The sequence below is a fragment of the Pseudomonas knackmussii B13 genome (assembly GCF_000689415.1).
Classification (GTDB): domain Bacteria; phylum Pseudomonadota; class Gammaproteobacteria; order Pseudomonadales; family Pseudomonadaceae; genus Pseudomonas; species Pseudomonas knackmussii.
Window position 1 is genome coordinate 3,957,498 of the sequence record NZ_HG322950.1, and the last position, 19,113, is coordinate 3,976,610.

Genomic DNA, 19,113 nt, shown 5'->3' on the forward strand with positions numbered 1-19,113 from the left:
GGAATGGCCCGCTAGCTTAGCCGATCGGCACGGTCAGGCCCAGCGCACTCAGGCCTTGGCCGGTGTGGCCGACTTGCTGCGCGGCTTGAGCTGGGCGCCGGCCAGCGACGGATCGCTGACTCCGCTGTCGGCACGCATGCCGGCAGCCAGGAACGGCACCATCAGGCGCATCACCTGCTCGATCGAGGTGTTCACGCCGAAGTCGGTCTCAGCCATGGCGCGCAGGGCCTTGATGCCGGACATGCTGAAAGCCGCAGCGCCGAGCATGAAATGCACACGCCAGAACAGCTCGATGGGAGGCAGACGCGGCGCAGCTTCGTTGACCAACAACATGAAGCGACGGAACACCTTGCCGTAGACCTCTTCGAGGTACTTGCGCAGGTGCCCCTGGCTCTGGCTGAAGGCCAGCCCGAGCAGACGCATGAAGATCGACAGGTCGTTGCCACTGCGCGGTTTCACCGCCATGGCTTGCACCACCAGCAGCTCCAGCAGTTCCTCGAGGGAAGCGCGCGGCGCGTCGGTCTTGGCCTGGCGGCGGTCGAGTTCCTTTTCCAGGCTGGCGCAGAACGGCCCGAGGAAGCGCGAGAAAACCGCTTGAATGAGCGCCTTCTTCGAACCGAAGTGATAGTTCACCGCAGCCAGGTTCACACCCGCCTTGCTGGTGATCAGACGCAACGAGGTTTCGGCGAAGCCTTTTTCCGCGAACAGCTGCTCCGCAGCATCGAGGATACGTTCGACGGTTTCGGACTGGGCCATGGATCAACTCACCTGACAAACACTTGTTTGAAACTTACGTTTCACCCCGAGACATTGTCAAGCTTGGCGCGGAGGATTGTTGCAGAAAACAACGGATAGCGACGAACGATATCAGCAAGACGCCTCCCGTAGCCGACGAGTAACAGGAACGCAACCTGAAATAATTCGTTGCCAGTCGCCAACCACTGTATATAATCCCAGCAACTGTACAAAAAGACAGAGTAGGGATATGCAGAAGCTGACGCCGCGCCAAGCCGAGATCCTCGCCTTCATCAAGCGCTGCCTGGAGGACAACGGCTACCCGCCGACCCGCGCCGAGATCGCCCAGGAACTGGGCTTCAAGTCGCCCAACGCCGCCGAAGAACACCTCAAGGCACTGGCCCGCAAAGGCGCCATCGAGATGACCCCGGGCGCATCGCGAGGTATCCGCATCCCGGGCTTCGAGCCAAGCGCCGCAGCGAATGAAGACGAACTGCCGATCATCGGCCGCGTCGCCGCTGGCGCCCCGATCCTCGCTGAGCAGAACGTCGAAGACGCCTGCCGTATCAACCCGGCCTTCTTCAATCCGCGCGCCGACTACCTGCTGCGAGTTCGCGGACAGAGCATGAAGGACGTCGGCATCCTCGATGGCGACCTCCTTGCCGTGCATGTCACCCGCGAGGCGCGCAACGGCCAGATCGTCGTCGCCCGCCTGGGCGAGGAAGTCACCGTGAAACGCTTCAAGCGTGAAGGCAGCAAGGTCTGGCTGATCGCCGAGAACCCCGAGTTCGCCCCCATCGAGGTCGATCTCCAGGAACAGGAACTGATCATCGAAGGCTTGAGCGTCGGCGTCATCCGCCGCTAACAGGAGAGGCACCATGCAGTACCCGCAACCGCTGGACCTTCCGCAACTGCCGCTGTTCCAGGAAGCCCTCTGGGCCAACGCCAACGAACCGCTGCTGGTGCAGATGGCAGAGCCTGACGCGCCCGAAGACGGGGCTTTCAGCGAGCTGTCGCTGCGCGGACTACCGGGTAACTGCCTGACCCTCCTCGCCCCCATCCTGCGCGAACTCAGCGAAGAACAGGATGCACGCTGGCTGACGCTGGTTGCCCCGCCGGCCAGCCTGACTCACGACTGGCTGCGCAAGGCCGGGCTCAACCGCGAACGCATTCTGCTGCTCCCAGCGCGAGATCAAGCCTCCGCACAAAGCATCGCCTGCGAAGCCCTGCGCCTGGGCCACAGCCATACCGTCGTGAGCTGGCTACCGGCGCTCGGCACCCAGGCGCGCGCGCAGCTGTCCCGCGCCGCTGTCATCGGACGGGCGCAGAGCCTGAACATTCGTCTGGGTTAATTAAAGCGAGAGCGTCTCAGTGCAGGACGCGCGGGCCGTCCTGTTCGACATCGCCACCTTCGGCGAGGCGACCGGCCATCTGCACACCGATGTTGAACATCGCCTTGGCGACCTCGATGTGCTGGCCTTGCAGGAACCCTTTGGCATCGCTGGAGAACTCCAGCGTCACCAATGCCTCCTCATCATCCGCGCGACGCAACACAATGCGTCCGTCAGGCAGTTCTACGATTTCCAGAAATGAGGTTGGCATGGCTAGGTTCTCTCACAGCAGACCGGCCATTGTACCAGCCATGACCGGGCTACCCTAGCCCATCGGACTTACGGGGCTCGATTCAGCCCCTTAGAGTTCGGTCAGCGCGCCACGGAAACGCAGCACCATTTCCTTGATCGACTTGCGCCAGGCTTCCACATCCGCATTGCTCAAGGGCTGCAGCTCTTCTGCGTCAAGGCTGATGGCCTGAATCAACGGCTGGGTCGGATCGACCTTGGCCTTGCGCGGCTCGCGCGGTGGCTGGAACAGTTCGGCATAGGCCGCCAGCAGTTGAGCCAACCAGGTCTCAGGCTGCAGTGCCAGCTCCACGAGCTCGGCCAGTTCAGGGCTCGGAGCAGCGGCGAGCACCTCGGCATTGAGCAGCATTTCGACGCGAGGGGCGCCCGCCTGGGGCAAACGGTAGTAGCCCGCAATCTCGTGAGCCACACCCAGAACTGCGCCGTACAGATGGAACAGCGCCGATTCGCGCTCCGCTTGAACCAGCGCCTGTGCGTTCATCGGGCGCGCTTCTTCGGCCTTGCGCCAGGCTTCCAGGGCCAGGCCGGCGAAGTACAGTTTCTGGTTGGTGCGGGTGTAGAGTTCCTGAGCCATCGACGCGCCCTCAAACAGTCATTCGGCAGTATATGCGCGCCAACTTGCGCGGGGCGCGCCGCCCATCAGCGCTTGTCTTCGACCTTCCACTTGCCGCCGTCGTAGAAGGCGCGCCAGCCGGTGGGCTTGCCCTCGACCTCGGACTGCACGTACTGCTCCTTGGTCTTGCGGCTGAAGCGGATCACCGCCGGGCGGCCATCCGGGTCCTTCTGCGGCGCGGCGAGCAGGAAGTGGTACTTCGGATCCAGCTCATCCTTGTGCGGCACCAACTCGCTGACCAGAGGGGCACGGGTCTCACGGTTCTTCGGGAACTGGCTGGCGGCCAGGAACAGGCCGGAAGCGCCGTCGCGCAGAACGTAGACGTCGTCCACCTTCTCGCACTTGAGCTCCGGCATGCGGATCGCATCCATCTTCGGCGGCGCAGGCTCACCGTTCTTCAGCAGCTTGCGGGTGTTCTTGCAGGTTGCGTTGGTGCAGCCGAAGAACTTGCCGAAACGGCCGGTCTTGAGCTGCATTTCGCTGCCGCACTTGTCGCATTCCAGGCTCGGACCTTCGTAGCCCTTGATGCGGTACTGACCTTCTTCGATCTCGTAGCCGGCGCAGTCCGGGTTGTTGCCGCAGATATGCAGCTTGCGCTTCTCGTCCAGCAGGTAGGCATCCATCGCCGTGCTGCAGATCGGGCAACGGTGCTTGCTGCGCAGCACGCGGGATTCGGACTCGCCCTCGTCATCCGCGGCGATTTCGTCGCCCGGAATCAGGTTGATGGTCGCCTTGCAGCGCTCTTTCGGCGGCAGGCTGTAGCCCGAGCAGCCGAGGAACACGCCGGTGGAGGCGGTACGAATCATCATCGGACGGCCGCACTCGCGGCAGGCAATATTGGTCAGCGTCGGCTGGTTGGCACGCATGCCGTCATTGGAGGCTTCAGCCAGATCCAGCTTCTTGCGGAAATCACCATAGAACTCGTCGAGCAGGTGCTTCCAGTCGCGCTCGCCCTGGGCCACATCATCGAGGTGCTCTTCCATGCCGGCGGTGAAGCCATAGTCCATCAGGTTGGAGAAGCTCTCGTTGAGACGGTCGGTGACGATGTCACCCATTTTCTCCGCATAGAAGCGGCGATTATGGGTGGCGACGTAGCCGCGCTCCTGGATGGTGGAGATGATCGCCGCGTAGGTCGACGGACGGCCGATGCCGCGCTTCTCCAGCTCCTTGACCAGGCTTGCTTCGGAGAAGCGCGCCGGCGGCTTGGTGAAGTGCTGGCTCGGGTCGAGCTTGAGCAGCTTCATCGCTTCGCCCTGAGCCATGTTCGGCAGCACGTCGTCTTCGCCCGGTTTGCTCTGCTGCGGCAGCACCTTGGTGTAGCCGTCGAACTTGAGGATGCGGCCCTTGGCGCGCAGCTCGAAGTCGCCGGCGGCAACGCTGACGGTGGTCGACAGGTATTCGGCCGGCGGCATCTGGCAGGCGACGAACTGGCGCCAGATCAGGTCGTACAGGCGCTCGGCGTCGCGCTCCATGCCCGACAGCTGGGTCGGACGCAGGTTGACGTCGGACGGACGGATCGCTTCGTGCGCTTCCTGGGCGCCTTCCTTGCTCGAATAGAAGTTCGGCTTGACCGGCAGGTATTTCTGACCGAACTCGCTGTCGATGAAGCCGCGCACCATTTCGATGGCGTCGGCCGACAGGTTGGTGGAGTCGGTACGCATATAAGTGATGTAGCCGGCCTCGTAGAGACGCTGGGCCATCATCATGGTCTTCTTCACGCCGAAGCCCAGGCGGTTGCTCGCGGCCTGCTGCAGGGTCGAGGTGATGAAGGGCGCCGAAGGCTTGCTCGAAGTCGGCTTGTCCTCGCGCTTGGCGACGCTGTAGCTGGAGGCCTTGAGCTTCTCCAGCGCAGCCATGGCCTGGGCCTCGTTGAGCGGCTTGAAGGCTTCGCCTTTCTCGCGCACCACCTCGAAACGGGCCTTCTCGCCGCGCGGGCTGTTCAGGTCGGCGTGGACTTCCCAGTATTCCTCGGGGACGAAGGCACGGATCTCGCGCTCACGCTCGACCACCAGTTTCACCGCCACCGACTGCACGCGGCCGGCGGACAGGCCACGGGCGATCTTCGACCAGAGCAGCGGCGAAACCATGTAGCCGACCACGCGGTCGAGGAAACGGCGCGCCTGCTGGGCATTCACGCGGTTGATATCCAGCTCGCCCGGATGCGAGAACGCTTCCTGGATGGCCTTTTTGGTGATTTCGTTGAACACCACGCGCTTGTAGCGGCTGTCATCGCCACCGATGGCCTCGCGCAGGTGCCAGGCGATAGCCTCCCCTTCGCGGTCCAAGTCGGTTGCGAGATAGATGGTGTCGGCGTCCTTGGCCAGGCGACGCAGTTCGTCGATGACCTTTTCCTTGCCGGGCAGGATTTCGTACTTGGCCTTCCAGCCGTGCTCCGGGTCGACGCCCATGCGCGTGAACAGCTGGCGCTTGGCCTTTTCCTTCGGCGACAGCGCTGGCGCTTCTGCAGCGCTCTTGCGTGTCTTGGCCGCAGCCGGATCCTTCGCACTGGCCGAACCGCTGGTGGGCAGGTCGCGAATGTGGCCGATGCTCGACTTCACCACGTACTGGTTGCCCAGGTACTTGTTGATGGTCTTGGCCTTGGCCGGTGATTCCACGATGACCAGCGATTTACCCATGGATCGGAAGATTCCTGCTTCGAGAAGGTGAATATAAGGAGGGAGGCGCCCGGAACGGCACCGCTATATATAGTGGCGGTCCGCCCAAGGTCAAGCTCAGGATTCGCCCGAGTTGGCCTGGGTCAATTTCAGCGGATCGCTCTCCGGGGTTACCAGAGCAAAGCGTGGAACCCGCTCGCCGTCCACTTCCACCGCTTCGGTGAACATGCTCAGCGGACGCACCCAGAGGCCGAACTCGCCATACAGCGCCTGGTAGATCACCAGCACTTCCTCGGTCTCCGAATGGCGGGCAACACCGAGCACCCGATAGCTCTGCCCCTTGTAGTGGCGATACAGACCGGCCTGCAATTCCATCGTTGCCCTCCTCGGCGAAAAAAGCGGCGATTCTCCGGGGCGCAGTGGCCCAAGGCAATCCCCGCCCCGAAAAAACGAAAGCCGGGGCACGAGGCCCCGGCTTTCACCCTCGTCGAGAGCTTAGACGCGCTCGAAGATGGTGGTGATGCCCTGGCCGAGGCCAACGCACATGGTGGAGACACCCAGGGTGCCGCCGTTCTGCTTCATCACGTTCAGCAGGGTGCCGGAGATACGCGCACCGGAGCAGCCGAACGGGTGCCCCAGGGCGATGGCACCGCCGTGCAGGTTGACCTTCTCGTCCATCTTGTCGAGCACCTTGAGGTCCTTCAGCACCGGCAGGGCCTGGGCGGCGAAGGCTTCGTTGAGCTCGAAGAAGTCGATGTCGTTGATGGTCAGACCAGCGCGCTTGAGCGCCTTGTTGGTCGCCGGAACTGGACCGTAGCCCATGATCGCCGGATCGACACCGGCCACCGCCATGGCGCGAACCACGGCCATCGGCTGGATGCCCAGGTCCTGGGCGCGCTGGGCGCTCATGACGATCATGCAGGATGCGCCGTCGGTGATCTGCGAGGAAGTACCCGCAGTCACGGTGCCGCCTTTGGGGTTGAACGCCGGCTTCAGCGAGGCCAGGCCTTCCAGGGTGGTTTCCGGACGAATGGTCTCGTCGAAGTCGAAGACCTTCAGGAAGCCGTTCTCGTCATACCCTTCCATCGGGATGATTTCGTCCTTGAACTTGCCTTCCTGGGTGGCCTTCCACGCCAGCTGGTGCGAACGCAGGCCGAACTTGTCCTGGGCCTCGCGGGTGATGCCGTGCATCTTGCCCAGCATCTCGGCGGTCAGGCCCATCATGCCGGACGCCTTGGCGGCGTACAGCGACAGGTGCGGGTTCGGATCGACGCCGTGCATCATGCCAACGTGGCCCATGTGCTCCACGCCGCCGACGACGAAGACGTCACCGTTGCCGGTCTGGATCGCCTGCACGGCAGTGTGCAGGGCGCTCATGGACGAACCGCACAGACGGCTGACGGTCTGGCCGGCGCTGGTGTGCGGGATCTGGGTCATCAGCGACGCCATGCGCGCGATGTTCCAGCCTTGCTCCAGGGTCTGGTTGACGCAGCCCCAGATCACGTCCTCGACTTCCGCCGGGTCGAGTTTCGGGTTGCGTGCAAGCACGCCGCTGATCAGGTTCGCGGACAGGGTCTCCGCGCGGGTGTTGCGGTGCATGCCACCCTTGGAACGGCCCATCGGGGTGCGGCCGAAGTCGACAATGACGGCGTCTCTCGGATTCAGGCTCATAAATTCACTCTCGCTCTATTCGTTGCGCACTCAACCGAAGAACTTCTGGCCGTTCTTGGCCATTTCACGCAGCTTCGCGGTCGGGTGGTACAGCGGACCCAGATCGGCGTACTTGTCGGCCAGGGCGACGAATTCGGCTACACCGATGGAATCGATGTAACGCAGGGCACCCCCACGGAAGGGCGGGAAGCCGATGCCGTAGATCAGGCCCATGTCGGCCTCGGCAGCGGTTTCGACGATGCCGTCTTCCAGGCAGCGCACGGTTTCCAGGCACAGCGGGATCATCATGTAGTTGATGATGTCCTCGTCGGTCAGCTCGCGCTGCTCGACGACGATGGCCTTCAGCAGCTCGTAGGCCTGCGGATCGGAAACCTTCTTCGGCTTGCCGCGCTTGTCGGTCTCGTAGGCGTAGAAGCCCTTGCCGTTCTTCTGGCCCAGACGGTTGGCGTCGTACATGACGTCGACAGCGGTCTTGCCTTCAACGGCCATGCGATCCGGGAAGCCTTCGGCCATCACGTCGCGGCCGTGGTGGCCGGTGTCGATGCCGACGACGTCGGAGAGGTAGGCCGGGCCCATGGGCCAGCCGAATTTCTCCATGATCTTGTCGATGCGCACGAAGTCGACGCCGAAGCCCAGCAGCTTGGAGAAGCCGCCGAAGTACGGGAACAGCACGCGGTTGACCAGGAAGCCGGGGCAGTCGTTGACCACGATCGGGTTCTTGCCCATTTTCTTGGCGTAGGCAACGGTGGTGGCCACGGCCACGTCGCTGGACTTCTCGCCACGGATCACTTCCACCAGCGGCATCATGTGCACCGGGTTGAAGAAGTGCATGCCGACGAAGTTTTCCGGACGCTTCAGCGCTTTTGCCAGCAGGTTGATGGAGATGGTCGAAGTGTTCGACGCGAGAACCGCATCTTCCTTCACCACGCCTTCAACTTCGGCCAGCACGATCTGCTTGACCTTCGGGTTCTCGACCACGGCTTCGACGACGATGTCGACGTTGCCGAAGTCGCCGTAGGACATGGTCGGGCGAATGGCGTTCAGCGCCTCGGCCATCTTGGCCGGGGTCATGCGGCCCTTCTCGACGCGCTTGCCGAGCAGCTTGGACGCCTCGTTCAGACCCATCTGGATACCCTCTTCGCGGATATCCTTCATCAGGATCGGAGTGCCCTTGGAGGCGGACTGGTAGGCGATACCGCCGCCCATGATGCCGGCGCCCAGTACGGCGGCCAGTTTCACGTCCTTGGCGATCTCGTCGTACTGCTTGGCCTTCTTCTTCAGGTCCTGGTCGTTCAGGAACAGACCGATCAGGCTCTCGGCGACCGAGGTCTTGGCCAGTTTCACGAAGCCCTGGGCTTCGATTTCCAGCGCCTTGTCACGACCGAAGTTGGCGGCTTTCTGGATCGACTTGATGGCTTCGACCGGAGCCGGGTAGTTCGGGCCGGCCTGGCCTGCGACGAAGCCCTTGGCGGTCTCGAAGGCCATCATCTGCTCGATGGCGTTCAGCTTCAGCTTCTCGAGCTTCGGCTGGCGGCGGGCCTTGTGATCCAGCTCGCCGGAGATGGCGCGCTTGACCAGGTCCAGCGCGGCGGCTTGCAGCTGCTCCGGAGCGACCACGGCGTCGACGGCGCCGACTTTCAGTGCGTCTTCAGCCTTGTTTTCCTTGCCCGAGGCGATCCACTCGACAGCATTGTCGCAGCCGATGATGCGCGGCAGACGAACGGTACCGCCGAAGCCCGGGTAGATGCCCAGCTTGACTTCCGGCAGGCCGATCTTGGCGGTGGCGCTCATGACGCGGAAGTCCGCTGCCAGGCACATTTCCAGACCGCCGCCCAGGGCGATGCCGTTGATCGCGGCAACGGTGGGGACGTTCAGGTCTTCGAAATCGCTGAAGATCTTGTTGGCTTCGAGGTTGCCGGCCAGCAGTTCTTCGTCCGGCAGCTTGAAGTTGTCGACGAATTCGGTGATGTCGGCGCCGACGATGAACACCGCCTTGGCGCTGCTCACGATCACGCCCTTGACGGACGCATCGGCCTTGATGGTGTCGACTGCTTGGCGCAGTTCGTTCAGGGTGAGCCGGTTGAACTTGTTGACGGACTCGCCCTTGAGGTCGAACTTCAGCTCGACGATGCCGCTCTCAAGAGCCTTAACCGTGATGGCTTTACCTTCGTAAATCATCAACTGATCTCCACGCTAGGGAAGCTTGAAATCACACACCGGTCGCCGTGTATCGGGGTTGCTCGGCAGTCGCCGATCATAGTCCCAAAGCCTGCGGCACACCCGCCGGTGCGATAGCCGGGGCCATGTAATCGAAACATCACTTAGGGCAAACGCTCGATTCATACGCCCGTTTGATTCGGGTGCGCCCACCTTCTCGGAAAAGCGCAGAATTGTCAATCGCGCAGTCTTACAGAGAAGTCAGACAAAGCCTCTGGCGCGCAGCATTCGGCCGATTGCTTCCAGAACATTCAGCAAACCCATGACGTGCGCCCGACCAATGGAACGGTGGTACCAGCAGTCGCTGGCCAAAGCCCCGGACGCGGGGTAGAGTCCGCCGAACCGGTCGCGCAACGCGTGCCGGTACAACAAGAAGCCGAACGGCACAAGGAGATGGATTCATGTCGCGCCGACCGCTGACTCTGCTGCTGTCCACCCTGCTATTTATCGCAACGCCCCTTCTCGCCCGCGCCGACGCCCCCAGCGACCTGCTGAACCTGCACCAGATGCGCCTTGCCGCGCAGCGCAGCATCAGCGACTTCTTCCTGCTCACCTCCACCGAAGGCGATGCGCGCTATGCCGGCCTGGTCGACAGTTCGACCGCCGATGCCAGCAATGCCGCCGGCCGCCTGGGCGCCATGCCTGGCGGTGCCTCGACCCAGCTCAAGAGCCAGCTCGACCAGCAATGGCTGGCCTATCGGCAGAACCTGACCCAGCAGATCCAGGCGCAGAAGCAGAACGGCTACAACGACTTCAAGGCGCTCGGCGACCTGGCGGAACAGAATCGCCAGTTGCTGGATACCGCCGAGCAGCTGTACGGCAAGATCCAGGAGGAAAGCGGCGTCCAGGTGCCGCCACTGACCCAGCAGAGCCGCGAGCAGAGCCTGCTGATGCAGGCCATTACCTGGAACTACGTGGCGCGCAACATCTCCGTCGGCGCCAATCCGGTGAAGAGCGAGGACCAGCAGTCGCTGGACGACCTGAGCAACCGCTTCGCCATCAACCTGCTCCGCCTGCAGCAGGCGCCGCAGACATCGCCCGAGATCGGCCGCGAACTACGGGCGATCTCCACCAAGTGGCACTTCATCGAGAAGTCGCTGCAGAGTGCGGCGCAAAGCAACGTGCCCATCCTCATCGACAAGTACTCGGACGGCATCATCGCCGATCTGGAGCAGGTTTCCGGGCTATACGCCGCCGCGCAGCAATGAGCGCGGCTCAGGCGCGACGCGTGAGGAAATCGGCGACCCGTTGCAGGTCGGCGCTGTCGCCCCGCTCGCCCCAGTACAGCGCGATGAACTGGGCCGATGCCTCGACCATGAACACATCTCCCGGCAAGGTCGCCAGTTCGGCGGCCAGCTCGGCATCGGTACAGGGCTCGCGCCAACGGTCCAACCACTGCCCGGGACTGCTTTGCCAATAGCACCAGGCGTCCGCACGGCCTCGGCTGCGGCCCCGGTGGTATTGCGCGCAGCTCTGCGGCGGCTTGGCGCTCCAGCCAGTGCGGCCACTCCTGGCGCGCCATCTGCATGGCCAGGCCCAGGCGCCGCGCCTGCATGCGCATATCCATCTGCCCACGCTGGCCCCGCGACGGGAGTAGCCAGGACAGCGGGCTGAGCACCAGCGCGAGCAGCAATATCAACCACCAGTTGTTCATAACAGGTAGACCCCGGCCCGAAGGGCCATACTTGTATTCAACGAGCCCCCCGGAGGAGACGTTCATGCCCTACCAACACATCCTGGTCGCCGTGGATCTGACCGACGAATGCGATCCGGTGATGAAGCGCGCCGTGGCGCTGGCTGCCAGCACCCAGGCGAAGCTGTCCACCGTGCACGTGGTCGAGCCCATGGCCATGGCCTTCGGCGGTGACGTGCCGATGGACCTGTCGATGCTGCAACAGCAGCAATTCGACCAGGCCAAGGAGCGCATGCACCAATTCACCCTCAGCTATCCGCAGGTTTCCGTCTCGGAAAACCATCTGGTCTACGGCCAGCCACGCCAGGAGATCCACCGCCTGGCCAACGAGCAGGGTTGCGACCTGATCATCGTCGGCAGCCATGGCCGACATGGCCTGGCCCTTCTGCTCGGTTCCACCGCCAACGATGTGCTGCACGGAGCGCCCTGCGACGTGCTGGCGGTACGCCTGCAGAAAACCGAGTGAGGCACGCGGCGCCCGCTCAACGCGGGCGCCGCTCGTTCAACCCAGATCGCCGCCGCTCATCAGCACCGGCCGCACCTTCTGCAGCTGCGCTTCCAGCGAATAGCTCATGCTCGAGGACATCGAGAAGAAGCTGAGGAAAGCCTTCAGGTTGGAATCGCCGACGCAGGTTTCGTGGATGCGCTGCCAGAACGCCTGGTTGACCAGCTGCAACTGCTGGTAGAGCCGCACCAGCCCCTTGAGCTCCCAGTCCGCGTGTCGCCCCTCGCGGTAGTTGAAGTACTGCCGCATGAGGTAGAGCGATACCGCGCGGGTGATGAACTCCTGGTTGCTGGCGAACGGCAGGTGCTGCGTGGCCATCGGCTTGAGCTTGCCCAGCAGCGGGCAGGCGCTGGTCGCCATGATGACCCCAAGCAGCGCGCGCAATCCCTCTTCCAGGCCGACATTCTTGCGGTACTCGCGCTCTGGCGTGCGTACCTGCACTTCCGCCCGCTTGATCGCCGGCAGCCCGCGGAAATCCTCGATCACCCGATGCAGGTCGACCGCCGCCGGGCAATGGCGGAACTGCTCGCGCGACAGCGGGCAGTTGCTGCACTGGTTGTAATCCAGGCGCGTCCACTTCGGCGCGTCATCCGCCGACGCAGCATCGAAGCTGCGATCGGTTTCGATGCGATAACTGAACGCGTGCTCGTCATCCAGATTGATGCGGTACTCGATTGCCATTGGCCGTCCTTAGAAGGGCCGCACTCGTCCACCCGGACGAACGCGGCCCGCGTCATTCTTCAGCGACTCTCACTTACGGCGCCGGGCACGCGACCCGGTCGCTTCACTCTTCCAGCTCGGCCCAGCGCTCGATCAGGCGGTCCAGCTCAGCCTGCAGGCTTTCCATGCGCTCCAGCACCCCGCGGGTTTCTTCCGCCGGGCGCTGATAGAAACTGGGCGACGCGACTTCCGCCTGCATCGCGGCCAGGTCCGACTCCAGGGCTTCGATCTGCCCGGGAATAGCCTCCAGCTCGCGTTGCAGTTTGTAGCTGAGCTTCTTCTTCGCCGCCGGCGCCTCGACCGCAGCAGCTACCGCTGGCGGCACGGCCGGGACCGTTTCCTCTACAGCGGGCTTTCCGGCCTTTTCTTCACCGACACCCAGCAAGCGCGGCGAGCCGCCCTGGCGCAGCCAGTCCTGGTAGCCGCCGACGAATTCGCGCACGCGCCCTTCGCCTTCGAAGACCAGGGTGCTGGTCACCACGTTGTCGAGGAACTCCCGGTCGTGGCTGACCATCAGCACGGTGCCGTCGAAACCGAGCAGCACTTCTTCCAGCAGCTCCAGGGTTTCCACGTCGAGGTCGTTGGTCGGTTCGTCCAGCACCAGCAGGTTCGCCGGCTTGCTGAACAGCTTCGCCAGCAACAGGCGTGCCCGCTCGCCGCCGGACAGCGCCTTGACCGGCGTGCGGGCGCGTTGCGGGGTGAACAGGAAGTCGCCCAGGTAGCTCAACACATGGCGGTTCTGGCCATTGATGGTGATGAACTCGCGGCCTTCGGAAATGTTGTCGATGACGGTCTTTTCCGGCTCCAGCTGGTGACGCAGTTGGTCGAAATAGGCCACTTCCAGGCGCGTGCCTTCCTTGATGCTGCCGGAAGTCGGCTGCAGGTCGCCGAGCAGCAGCTTGAGCAGGGTCGTCTTGCCGGTGCCGTTGGCGCCGAGCAGGCCGATGCGGTCGCCACGCTGCAGCACCAGGGAGAAATCGCGGATCAGGGTCGGGCCTTCGGGATGAGCGAAGCCGACCTTGTCGGCGACTATCACCTGCTTGCCGGACTTCTCCGCCGTCTCCAGTTGGAAGCTGGCCTTGCCGGTACGCTCGCGGCGCTCGGCACGCTCGAAACGCATGGCCTTGAGCGCCCGCACGCGGCCTTCGTTACGGGTACGGCGCGCCTTGATGCCCTGGCGGATCCAGACCTCTTCCTGGGCCAGGCGCTTGTCGAACAGCGCGTTGGCTGCTTCTTCCGCCGCCAGTTCCTGCTCTTTATGCACGAGGAAGCTGGCGTAGTCGCCGTTCCAGTCGATCAGGTTACCGCGGTCCAGTTCGAGGATGCGGTTGGCCACCGCCTGCAGGAAGGCGCGGTCGTGGGTGATGAACAGCACCGCGCCGGGGAAGTCGGCCAGGGCGTTTTCCAGCCAGGCGATGGCCCCGATGTCCAGGTGGTTGGTCGGCTCGTCGAGCAGCAGCAGGTCGGGCTCGGCGACCAGCGCCTGGGCCAGCAGCACGCGACGGCGCCAGCCGCCGGACAGCTCGGCGAGGGTCTTGTCGGCCGGCAGTTGCAGGCGGGTCAGAGTGGTGTCCACCAGCTGCCCCAGGCGCCAGCCGTCACGGGCCTCCAGCTCCTGCTGGACGCGCGCCAGCTTGTTCAGGTCGTCCTCGGTTTCGATGTGCATGCTCAGGTGGTGATAGCGCGCGAGCAGTTCGCCCACCTCGGCCAGGCCTTCGGCGACCACGTCGTAGACGGTCCGGTCGTCGGCGCGCGGCAATTCCTGCGGCAGTTCACCGATCTTCAGCGACGGTGCACGCCAGATGTCGCCGTCATCGGGCTTCTGCTCGCCCTTGACCAGCTTGAGCATGCTCGACTTGCCGGTGCCGTTGCGGCCGATGACGCACACCCGTTCGCCCCGCGCGATCTGCCAGGAAACCTTGTCCAGCAATGGCGTGGTGCCAAAGGCGAGGGACACGTCGGTAAACTTCAGCAGGGTCATGGGCGATCTCCGGAAACAGGGCGCGCAGTGTAAGGGAAAGTCGGCAAAAGTCAGAGCCTTGCGCGCATCCGCCGGCGCCATCGGAAGTCGTCGATAGAGCCCGGCGGTGCTTCCGCCGCGCTCGCGCAACAGGCTAAGCTTGTGCTTATCGGCGCCAGCCAGACTGCGCCACGAATCATCAGCCCGGAAGAGTCATGCGCGGTCGCCTTTCCCTAGTTTTTTCCTGCCTGTTCCTTGCCTTGACCAGCGTCAGCTCGGTACAGGCCGCGTCGCTGACTCAACAGCGGCAGATGTACGACGAAGCCAAGGCCGCCCTCGCGCGCAACGATAACGGCCCCTACCTGCGCTACCGCCAGGCCCTGGCCGATTATCCGCTGGAGCCGTACCTGGGCTACGACGACCTGACCAACCGTCTGAAAAGCGCCAGCGACACCGAGATCGAAGCCTTCCTCACCGAGCATGGCGACCTTCCGCAGATCAACTGGATGAAGCTGCGCTGGCTGCGCCAGCTGGCCGATAGCGGCGACTGGAAGACCTTCCTCGACTACTACGACCCGAAGATGAACTTCACCGAGCTGGACTGCCTCTACGGCCAGTACCAGCTCACCCATGGCCAGAAAGCCGCCGGCAACGAGACCACGCGCAAGCTGTGGCTGGTCGGCAAGTCCCAGCCGGACGCCTGCGACGCGCTGTTCAGCGTCTGGGAAGCCGACGGCCAGCTCACCGAAGACATGATCTGGAAGCGCCTGAAGCTCGCCGCCGAGAAAGGCAACTACGGCCTGGCCAGTACCTTGTCGAAGCGCCTGGCGGGCCTGGGCAGCCTCGGCGAGTTGATGATCAAGGTCGCGCAGAGCCCGGCGCAGCTTAGCCAGACCGCCCGCTTCGACCAGCGCACCCACGCCATGGCCGATGTCGTCGGCCTCGGTCTGCGCCGCCTGGGCAAGCAGGACCCCGAGCGCGCGCTCGACCTGCTCGACCATTACGAGAACAGCCTACCCTTCTCCACCGAGGAGAAGGTCAACATCGCCCGGCAGATCGGCCTGGGCCTGGCGCGCAGCTACGATCCCCGCGCCCTGCCGCTGATGACCAAGTACGACCCGGAGCTGCGCGACAACACCGTCAGCGAATGGCGCCTGCGCCTGCTGATGCGCCTGGGCCGCTGGGAAGACGCCTACCAGCTGACCCGCCAATTGCCCAAGGACCTCGCCGAGACCAACCGCTGGCGCTACTGGCAGGGGGGGACCCTGCAGCTGGCGCAGCCGCAGAACCCGGCAGCGATGAGCCTCTACCAGCCGCTGGCACGCGAGCGTGATTTCTACGGTTTCCTCGCCGCCGACCGGATCAACGCCCCTTATCAGTTGAACAACCGCCCGGCGCCGATCAGCCCGCAGGTGATGCAGCGTGTGCGCAATGCCGCCAGCACCCGGCGCGCCCTGGAGTTCTACGCCCGTGGCGACATCATCAGCGCCCGCCGCGAGTGGTACTACGCAGCCCGCGTATTCAACCGCGACGAACTGCTGGCGCAGGCGAAGATGGCCTACGACATGCAGTGGTACTTCCCGGCGATTCGCGCCATCAGCCAGGCGCAGTACTGGGACGACCTCGACATCCGCTTCCCCATTGCGCACCGCGACAGCCTGCTGCGCGAGGCGCGCAACCGTGGATTGCACTCCAGCTGGGTGTTCGCCATCACCCGCCAGGAGAGTGCGTTCATGTCCGATGCCCGCTCCGGCGTCGGCGCCACCGGCCTGATGCAGCTGATGCCGGCCACCGCCAAGGAAACCGCGCGCAAGTTCGGCATTCCCTTCGGCTCGCCGCAGCAGCTGATCGTCCCCGAGGTCAACATCCAGCTCGGCGCCGCGTATCTCAGCCAGGTCGAGGGACAGTTCAACGGCAACCGCGTACTAGCGACCGCCGCCTACAACGCAGGCCCCGGCCGCGTGCGCCAGTGGCTGAAGAATGCACGCCACCTGTCGTTCGACGTCTGGGTGGAGAGCATTCCCTTCGACGAAACCCGCCAGTACGTGCAGAACGTGCTGTCCTATGCGGTGATCTACGGGCAAAAACTCAACGCCCCGCAGCCACTGGTTGACTGGCACGAGCGCTTCTTCGACGAGCTCTGAATCACGCCCTCGCGCACGCATCTCCCACATTCGCCAGGGCCGCCTATGCTTGCATGGGCGTCCAAGCTTCACGCTCCGGCCAATGATTTCCGCTGCCTCGCGGGAGATGCGCCATGCGCCCAGTCCATCGCTGCTCTGCCCTGATCCTCGCCCTGCTGGCCCTGGCCATCCTGTCGTCTCAATCGGCGCTCGCCGCCAACGAGCCTGCCCCTGCTCCCGCTGCCGCGCCAGCAGCTCCGGCAGACGCTGCCGCAGCGCAGCCAGCCGCAGCCGAACCGCCAGCGGCGGCACCAACGGTGGCGCCTCCGCCTGCCCCGCCGCCGCCCGCCCCGCCAGAGACCGTCTTCACCGCTGAACAGCTGGACCAGATGCTCGCGCCCATCGCGCTGTATCCGGACTCGCTGCTCGCTCAGGTGCTGATGGCGGCGACCTATCCGGGCAACGTCTCCGATGCCGTGGCCTGGTCCAAGGCCCATCCCGATGCCAAGGGTGACGACGCGGTGCGCCAGGTGGCCGAAATGCCCTGGGACCCGAGCGTGCAATCGCTGGTGGCCTTCCCCGACGTGCTGTACCTGATGGGGCAGGACCCGACCTGGGTGCAGCGCGTCGGCGACGCCTTCCTTGCCCAGCCCGACGCCGTGATGCAAAGCGTGCAGAAGCTGCGCCAGCGCGCCCAGGCAGCCGGCACCCTGAAGTCCAACCAGCAGCAGAAGGTCACGGTGAAGGAAGCCCCGCCGAGCAACACGACGGTGGTCGAGTCCGCGCCAGCGCAGACCATCGTCATCGAGCCGGCGGACCCACAGGTGGTCTACGTCCCCAGCTACAACCCGAACGTGGTCTACGGCACCTGGCCCGCACCGTCCTACCCGCCGACCTACTACCCACCACCGCCCTCGTATCCAATCGCCACCGGCCTGGCCACTGGGCTGGCGTTCGGCGTGGGCGTCGCTGCCATCGCCTCGTTGTGGGGCGATTGCGATTGGGACAACGGCGACGTGGATGTCGACGTCAACCGCTACAACAACATCAACGTCAATCGCCAGAAGCTCGACGCCAGCCAGCGGACCTGGCAGCACAACCCGACCTATCGCCAGGGCGTGCCCTACCGTGGCCAGGCCACCCAGCAGCGCTTCGACCGCCGCCTCGCCGGCGCCGATCAGCGCACCGCCCTGCGCGGCCAGGACCCGCGCGCCGCCGATCGCGCCCGGGCGCGGCAGAGCCTGAACCAGCGGGGCATCGCTGCACCGGCGACTACCAATCGCCAGGCGCAGGAACGCGCCCAAAGCGCATCGAGAGAACTGCGCCAGCAAGGCAAGCTCGATCAGAACGGCAGGATCCGCCAGGACGGCCAAGCGGGTCAGGGCGGCAAGCTGAACCAGGACAACAAGTTGCGGCAACGCGAGCAGGCCAGCACGCGGCAACGCGAACGCGCGCCGAGCAATGTGCAGAACCAGCGCCAGGCACGCGAGCGCTTCGCCGGCAGCCAGGGGCCGCGCAACAACGCCTTCGCCGACGCGCGCAATCCACGCCAGGCTCGCGCCAGCAGCGACCGCGGCCAGCTCAGCCGGGCCAGCTCCCGGAACAGCATCGGTGCAGGTCGGGCGCAGGCCGAACGCGCCGGCCGCCCCGTCCAACGCTCCGCCCCGTCGCTGTCGCGCGGCGGTGGCCGTGGCAGACGTTGAGAGGAGACTCGCCATGCCCCTGATCCCACGCATAGCCCTGTTCTCGCTGCTGCCGCTGCTCATTCCTCCGGCCCAGGCGCAGGAGGTATTCAAGAGCCCGGACGAAGCCGCCGCGGCCTTCGTCGCCGCGCTCGGCACCGAACACGCCGACGCCGATCGCCTGGCCAAGTTGCTCGGCGACGACTGGCATAACTACATCCCGGTCAAGAACATCGAGCGCAAGGACGTCGATGCCTTCCTGGACCTGTACAAGCAACATCACGAAATCCGTGACGACGGCAAAGGTCGCGCTCACCTGGTGGCCGGCAATGAAGGTTGGACCCTGCCGATCCTGCTGCGCCAGGGCAAGGACGGCTGGGCCTTCGACGCCAAGGACAGCGTCGACGAGATTCGCGACCGCCGCATCGGCCGTAACGAACTGGCAACCATCCAGGCAGTGAAGGCCTATCACGACGCGCAACTGGACTACGCCACGAAGGATCGCAACGGCGACGGGCTGCTCGAATACGCGCAGAAGTTCGAGAGCGCCGACGGCAAGTTCGACGGTCTCTACTGGGCCGACCAGCCTGGCGTCGAGGAGAGTCCGCTGGGCCCGCTGTTCGGCGATGCCAAGCCCGAAGGCGAATGGCACGGCTACCACTACCGCATCCTCACCGCCCAGGGCCCGTCCGCTCCCGGCGGCGCCTACGACTACCGGATCGGCAAACACATGACCCGCGGCTTCGCCCTGGTCGCCTGGCCTGCTCGCTATGGCGACAGCGGCGTGATGACCTTCATGATCAGCCACGACGGCGAGGTGTTCGAGAAGGACATGGGCCCGGACAGCGCCAAGCTGGCACTGGCGATGAAGAACTTCGACCCGGACAGCAGCTGGACCGAGGTGAAGGACGACGACACTGCCTCGAACTGATACAGGAA

At 64.5% G+C, this 19,113-nt stretch carries 16 protein-coding genes and 1 pseudogene; 7 read left to right on the top strand and 10 right to left on the bottom strand.

The features are described 5' to 3' along the window. Positions 1–48: 48 nt before the first annotated feature. Positions 49–756 carry a TetR/AcrR family transcriptional regulator gene (locus PKB_RS18645; RefSeq protein ID WP_043253481.1) on the bottom strand — a complete coding sequence of 236 codons (708 nt, stop codon included), beginning with the start codon at positions 754–756 and terminating at the stop codon, positions 49–51. Between the two features lie 229 nt (positions 757–985). Here PKB_RS18645 and lexA point away from each other — a divergent pair, with 229 nt between their 5' ends. After that, the gene (gene lexA / locus PKB_RS18650; RefSeq protein ID WP_043253482.1) at positions 986–1,600 is read left to right on the top strand and encodes a transcriptional repressor LexA; all 615 of its coding nucleotides are present in this window, start codon (positions 986–988) and stop codon (positions 1,598–1,600) included. A gap of 13 nt (positions 1,601–1,613) precedes the next feature. Then, the gene (sulA, locus tag PKB_RS18655; RefSeq protein ID WP_043253483.1) at positions 1,614–2,087 is read left to right on the top strand and encodes an SOS-induced cell division inhibitor SulA; all 474 of its coding nucleotides are present in this window, start codon (positions 1,614–1,616) and stop codon (positions 2,085–2,087) included. 16 nt (positions 2,088–2,103) lie between these two features. Here the strand turns inward: sulA and PKB_RS18660 are convergent, their stop codons facing one another. From PKB_RS18660 to fadB, 6 genes are all read right to left on the bottom strand, one after another. Then, on the bottom strand, positions 2,104–2,337 hold the full coding sequence (locus PKB_RS18660) for a hypothetical protein (protein ID WP_043253484.1): 234 nt from the start codon (positions 2,335–2,337) through the stop codon (positions 2,104–2,106). Between the two features lie 90 nt (positions 2,338–2,427). After that, on the bottom strand, positions 2,428–2,949 hold the full coding sequence (locus PKB_RS18665) for a DUF6586 family protein (protein ID WP_043253485.1): 522 nt from the start codon (positions 2,947–2,949) through the stop codon (positions 2,428–2,430). Positions 2,950–3,014: 65 nt separating this feature from the next. After that, positions 3,015–5,624 (bottom strand): type I DNA topoisomerase, encoded by a 2,610-nt coding sequence (topA, locus tag PKB_RS18670; protein WP_043253486.1) that lies wholly within the window; start codon positions 5,622–5,624, stop codon positions 3,015–3,017. 96 nt (positions 5,625–5,720) lie between these two features. Continuing rightward, the gene (locus PKB_RS18675) at positions 5,721–5,978 is read right to left on the bottom strand and encodes a DUF1653 domain-containing protein (RefSeq protein ID WP_043253487.1); all 258 of its coding nucleotides are present in this window, start codon (positions 5,976–5,978) and stop codon (positions 5,721–5,723) included. 120 nt (positions 5,979–6,098) lie between these two features. Further along, positions 6,099–7,274: an acetyl-CoA C-acyltransferase FadA gene (gene fadA, locus PKB_RS18680; protein WP_043253488.1), complete on the bottom strand. Its 1,176-nt coding sequence runs from the start codon at positions 7,272–7,274 to the stop codon at positions 6,099–6,101. A gap of 30 nt (positions 7,275–7,304) precedes the next feature. Continuing rightward, positions 7,305–9,452, bottom strand: a complete 2,148-nt coding sequence (fadB, locus tag PKB_RS18685) for a fatty acid oxidation complex subunit alpha FadB (RefSeq protein ID WP_043253489.1) — start codon at positions 9,450–9,452, stop codon at positions 7,305–7,307. 440 nt (positions 9,453–9,892) lie between these two features. Here fadB and PKB_RS18690 point away from each other — a divergent pair, with 440 nt between their 5' ends. Beyond that, positions 9,893–10,699, top strand: a complete 807-nt coding sequence (locus PKB_RS18690; protein ID WP_043253490.1) for a hypothetical protein — start codon at positions 9,893–9,895, stop codon at positions 10,697–10,699. A 7-nt stretch (positions 10,700–10,706) separates the two neighbouring features. Here PKB_RS18690 and PKB_RS18695 read toward each other — a convergent pair. Next, positions 10,707–11,145, bottom strand: a pseudogene (locus PKB_RS18695) (hypothetical protein). A gap of 64 nt (positions 11,146–11,209) precedes the next feature. On the opposite strand from PKB_RS18695, the gene PKB_RS18700 reads away from it, so the two are divergent. Beyond that, positions 11,210–11,650 (top strand): universal stress protein, encoded by a 441-nt coding sequence (locus tag PKB_RS18700; protein WP_043253491.1) that lies wholly within the window; start codon positions 11,210–11,212, stop codon positions 11,648–11,650. 36 nt (positions 11,651–11,686) lie between these two features. On the opposite strand, the gene PKB_RS18705 is transcribed toward PKB_RS18700, so the two are convergent. Together PKB_RS18705 and PKB_RS18710 are read right to left on the bottom strand one after the other, a co-directional pair. Further along, positions 11,687–12,370 carry a DUF6901 family protein gene (locus PKB_RS18705; RefSeq protein WP_043253492.1) on the bottom strand — a complete coding sequence of 228 codons (684 nt, stop codon included), beginning with the start codon at positions 12,368–12,370 and terminating at the stop codon, positions 11,687–11,689. A gap of 103 nt (positions 12,371–12,473) precedes the next feature. Beyond that, the gene (locus PKB_RS18710; protein WP_043253493.1) at positions 12,474–14,390 is read right to left on the bottom strand and encodes an ATP-binding cassette domain-containing protein; all 1,917 of its coding nucleotides are present in this window, start codon (positions 14,388–14,390) and stop codon (positions 12,474–12,476) included. 194 nt (positions 14,391–14,584) lie between these two features. Here PKB_RS18710 and PKB_RS18715 point away from each other — a divergent pair, with 194 nt between their 5' ends. The 3 genes from PKB_RS18715 to PKB_RS18725 all read left to right on the top strand — a co-directional run bounded on the left by PKB_RS18715 (position 14,585) and on the right by PKB_RS18725 (position 19,105). Continuing rightward, positions 14,585–16,513 carry a transglycosylase SLT domain-containing protein gene (locus PKB_RS18715; RefSeq protein WP_043253494.1) on the top strand — a complete coding sequence of 643 codons (1,929 nt, stop codon included), beginning with the start codon at positions 14,585–14,587 and terminating at the stop codon, positions 16,511–16,513. Positions 16,514–16,626: 113 nt separating this feature from the next. Further along, a complete protein-coding gene (locus tag PKB_RS18720; RefSeq protein ID WP_052355322.1) occupies positions 16,627–18,195 on the top strand; it encodes a DUF3300 domain-containing protein in 1,569 nt (522 codons plus the stop codon). A 13-nt stretch (positions 18,196–18,208) separates the two neighbouring features. Continuing rightward, positions 18,209–19,105, top strand: coding sequence for a DUF2950 domain-containing protein (locus tag PKB_RS18725; RefSeq protein ID WP_043253496.1), 897 nt, complete (start codon positions 18,209–18,211; stop codon positions 19,103–19,105). Positions 19,106–19,113 lie beyond the last annotated feature (8 nt).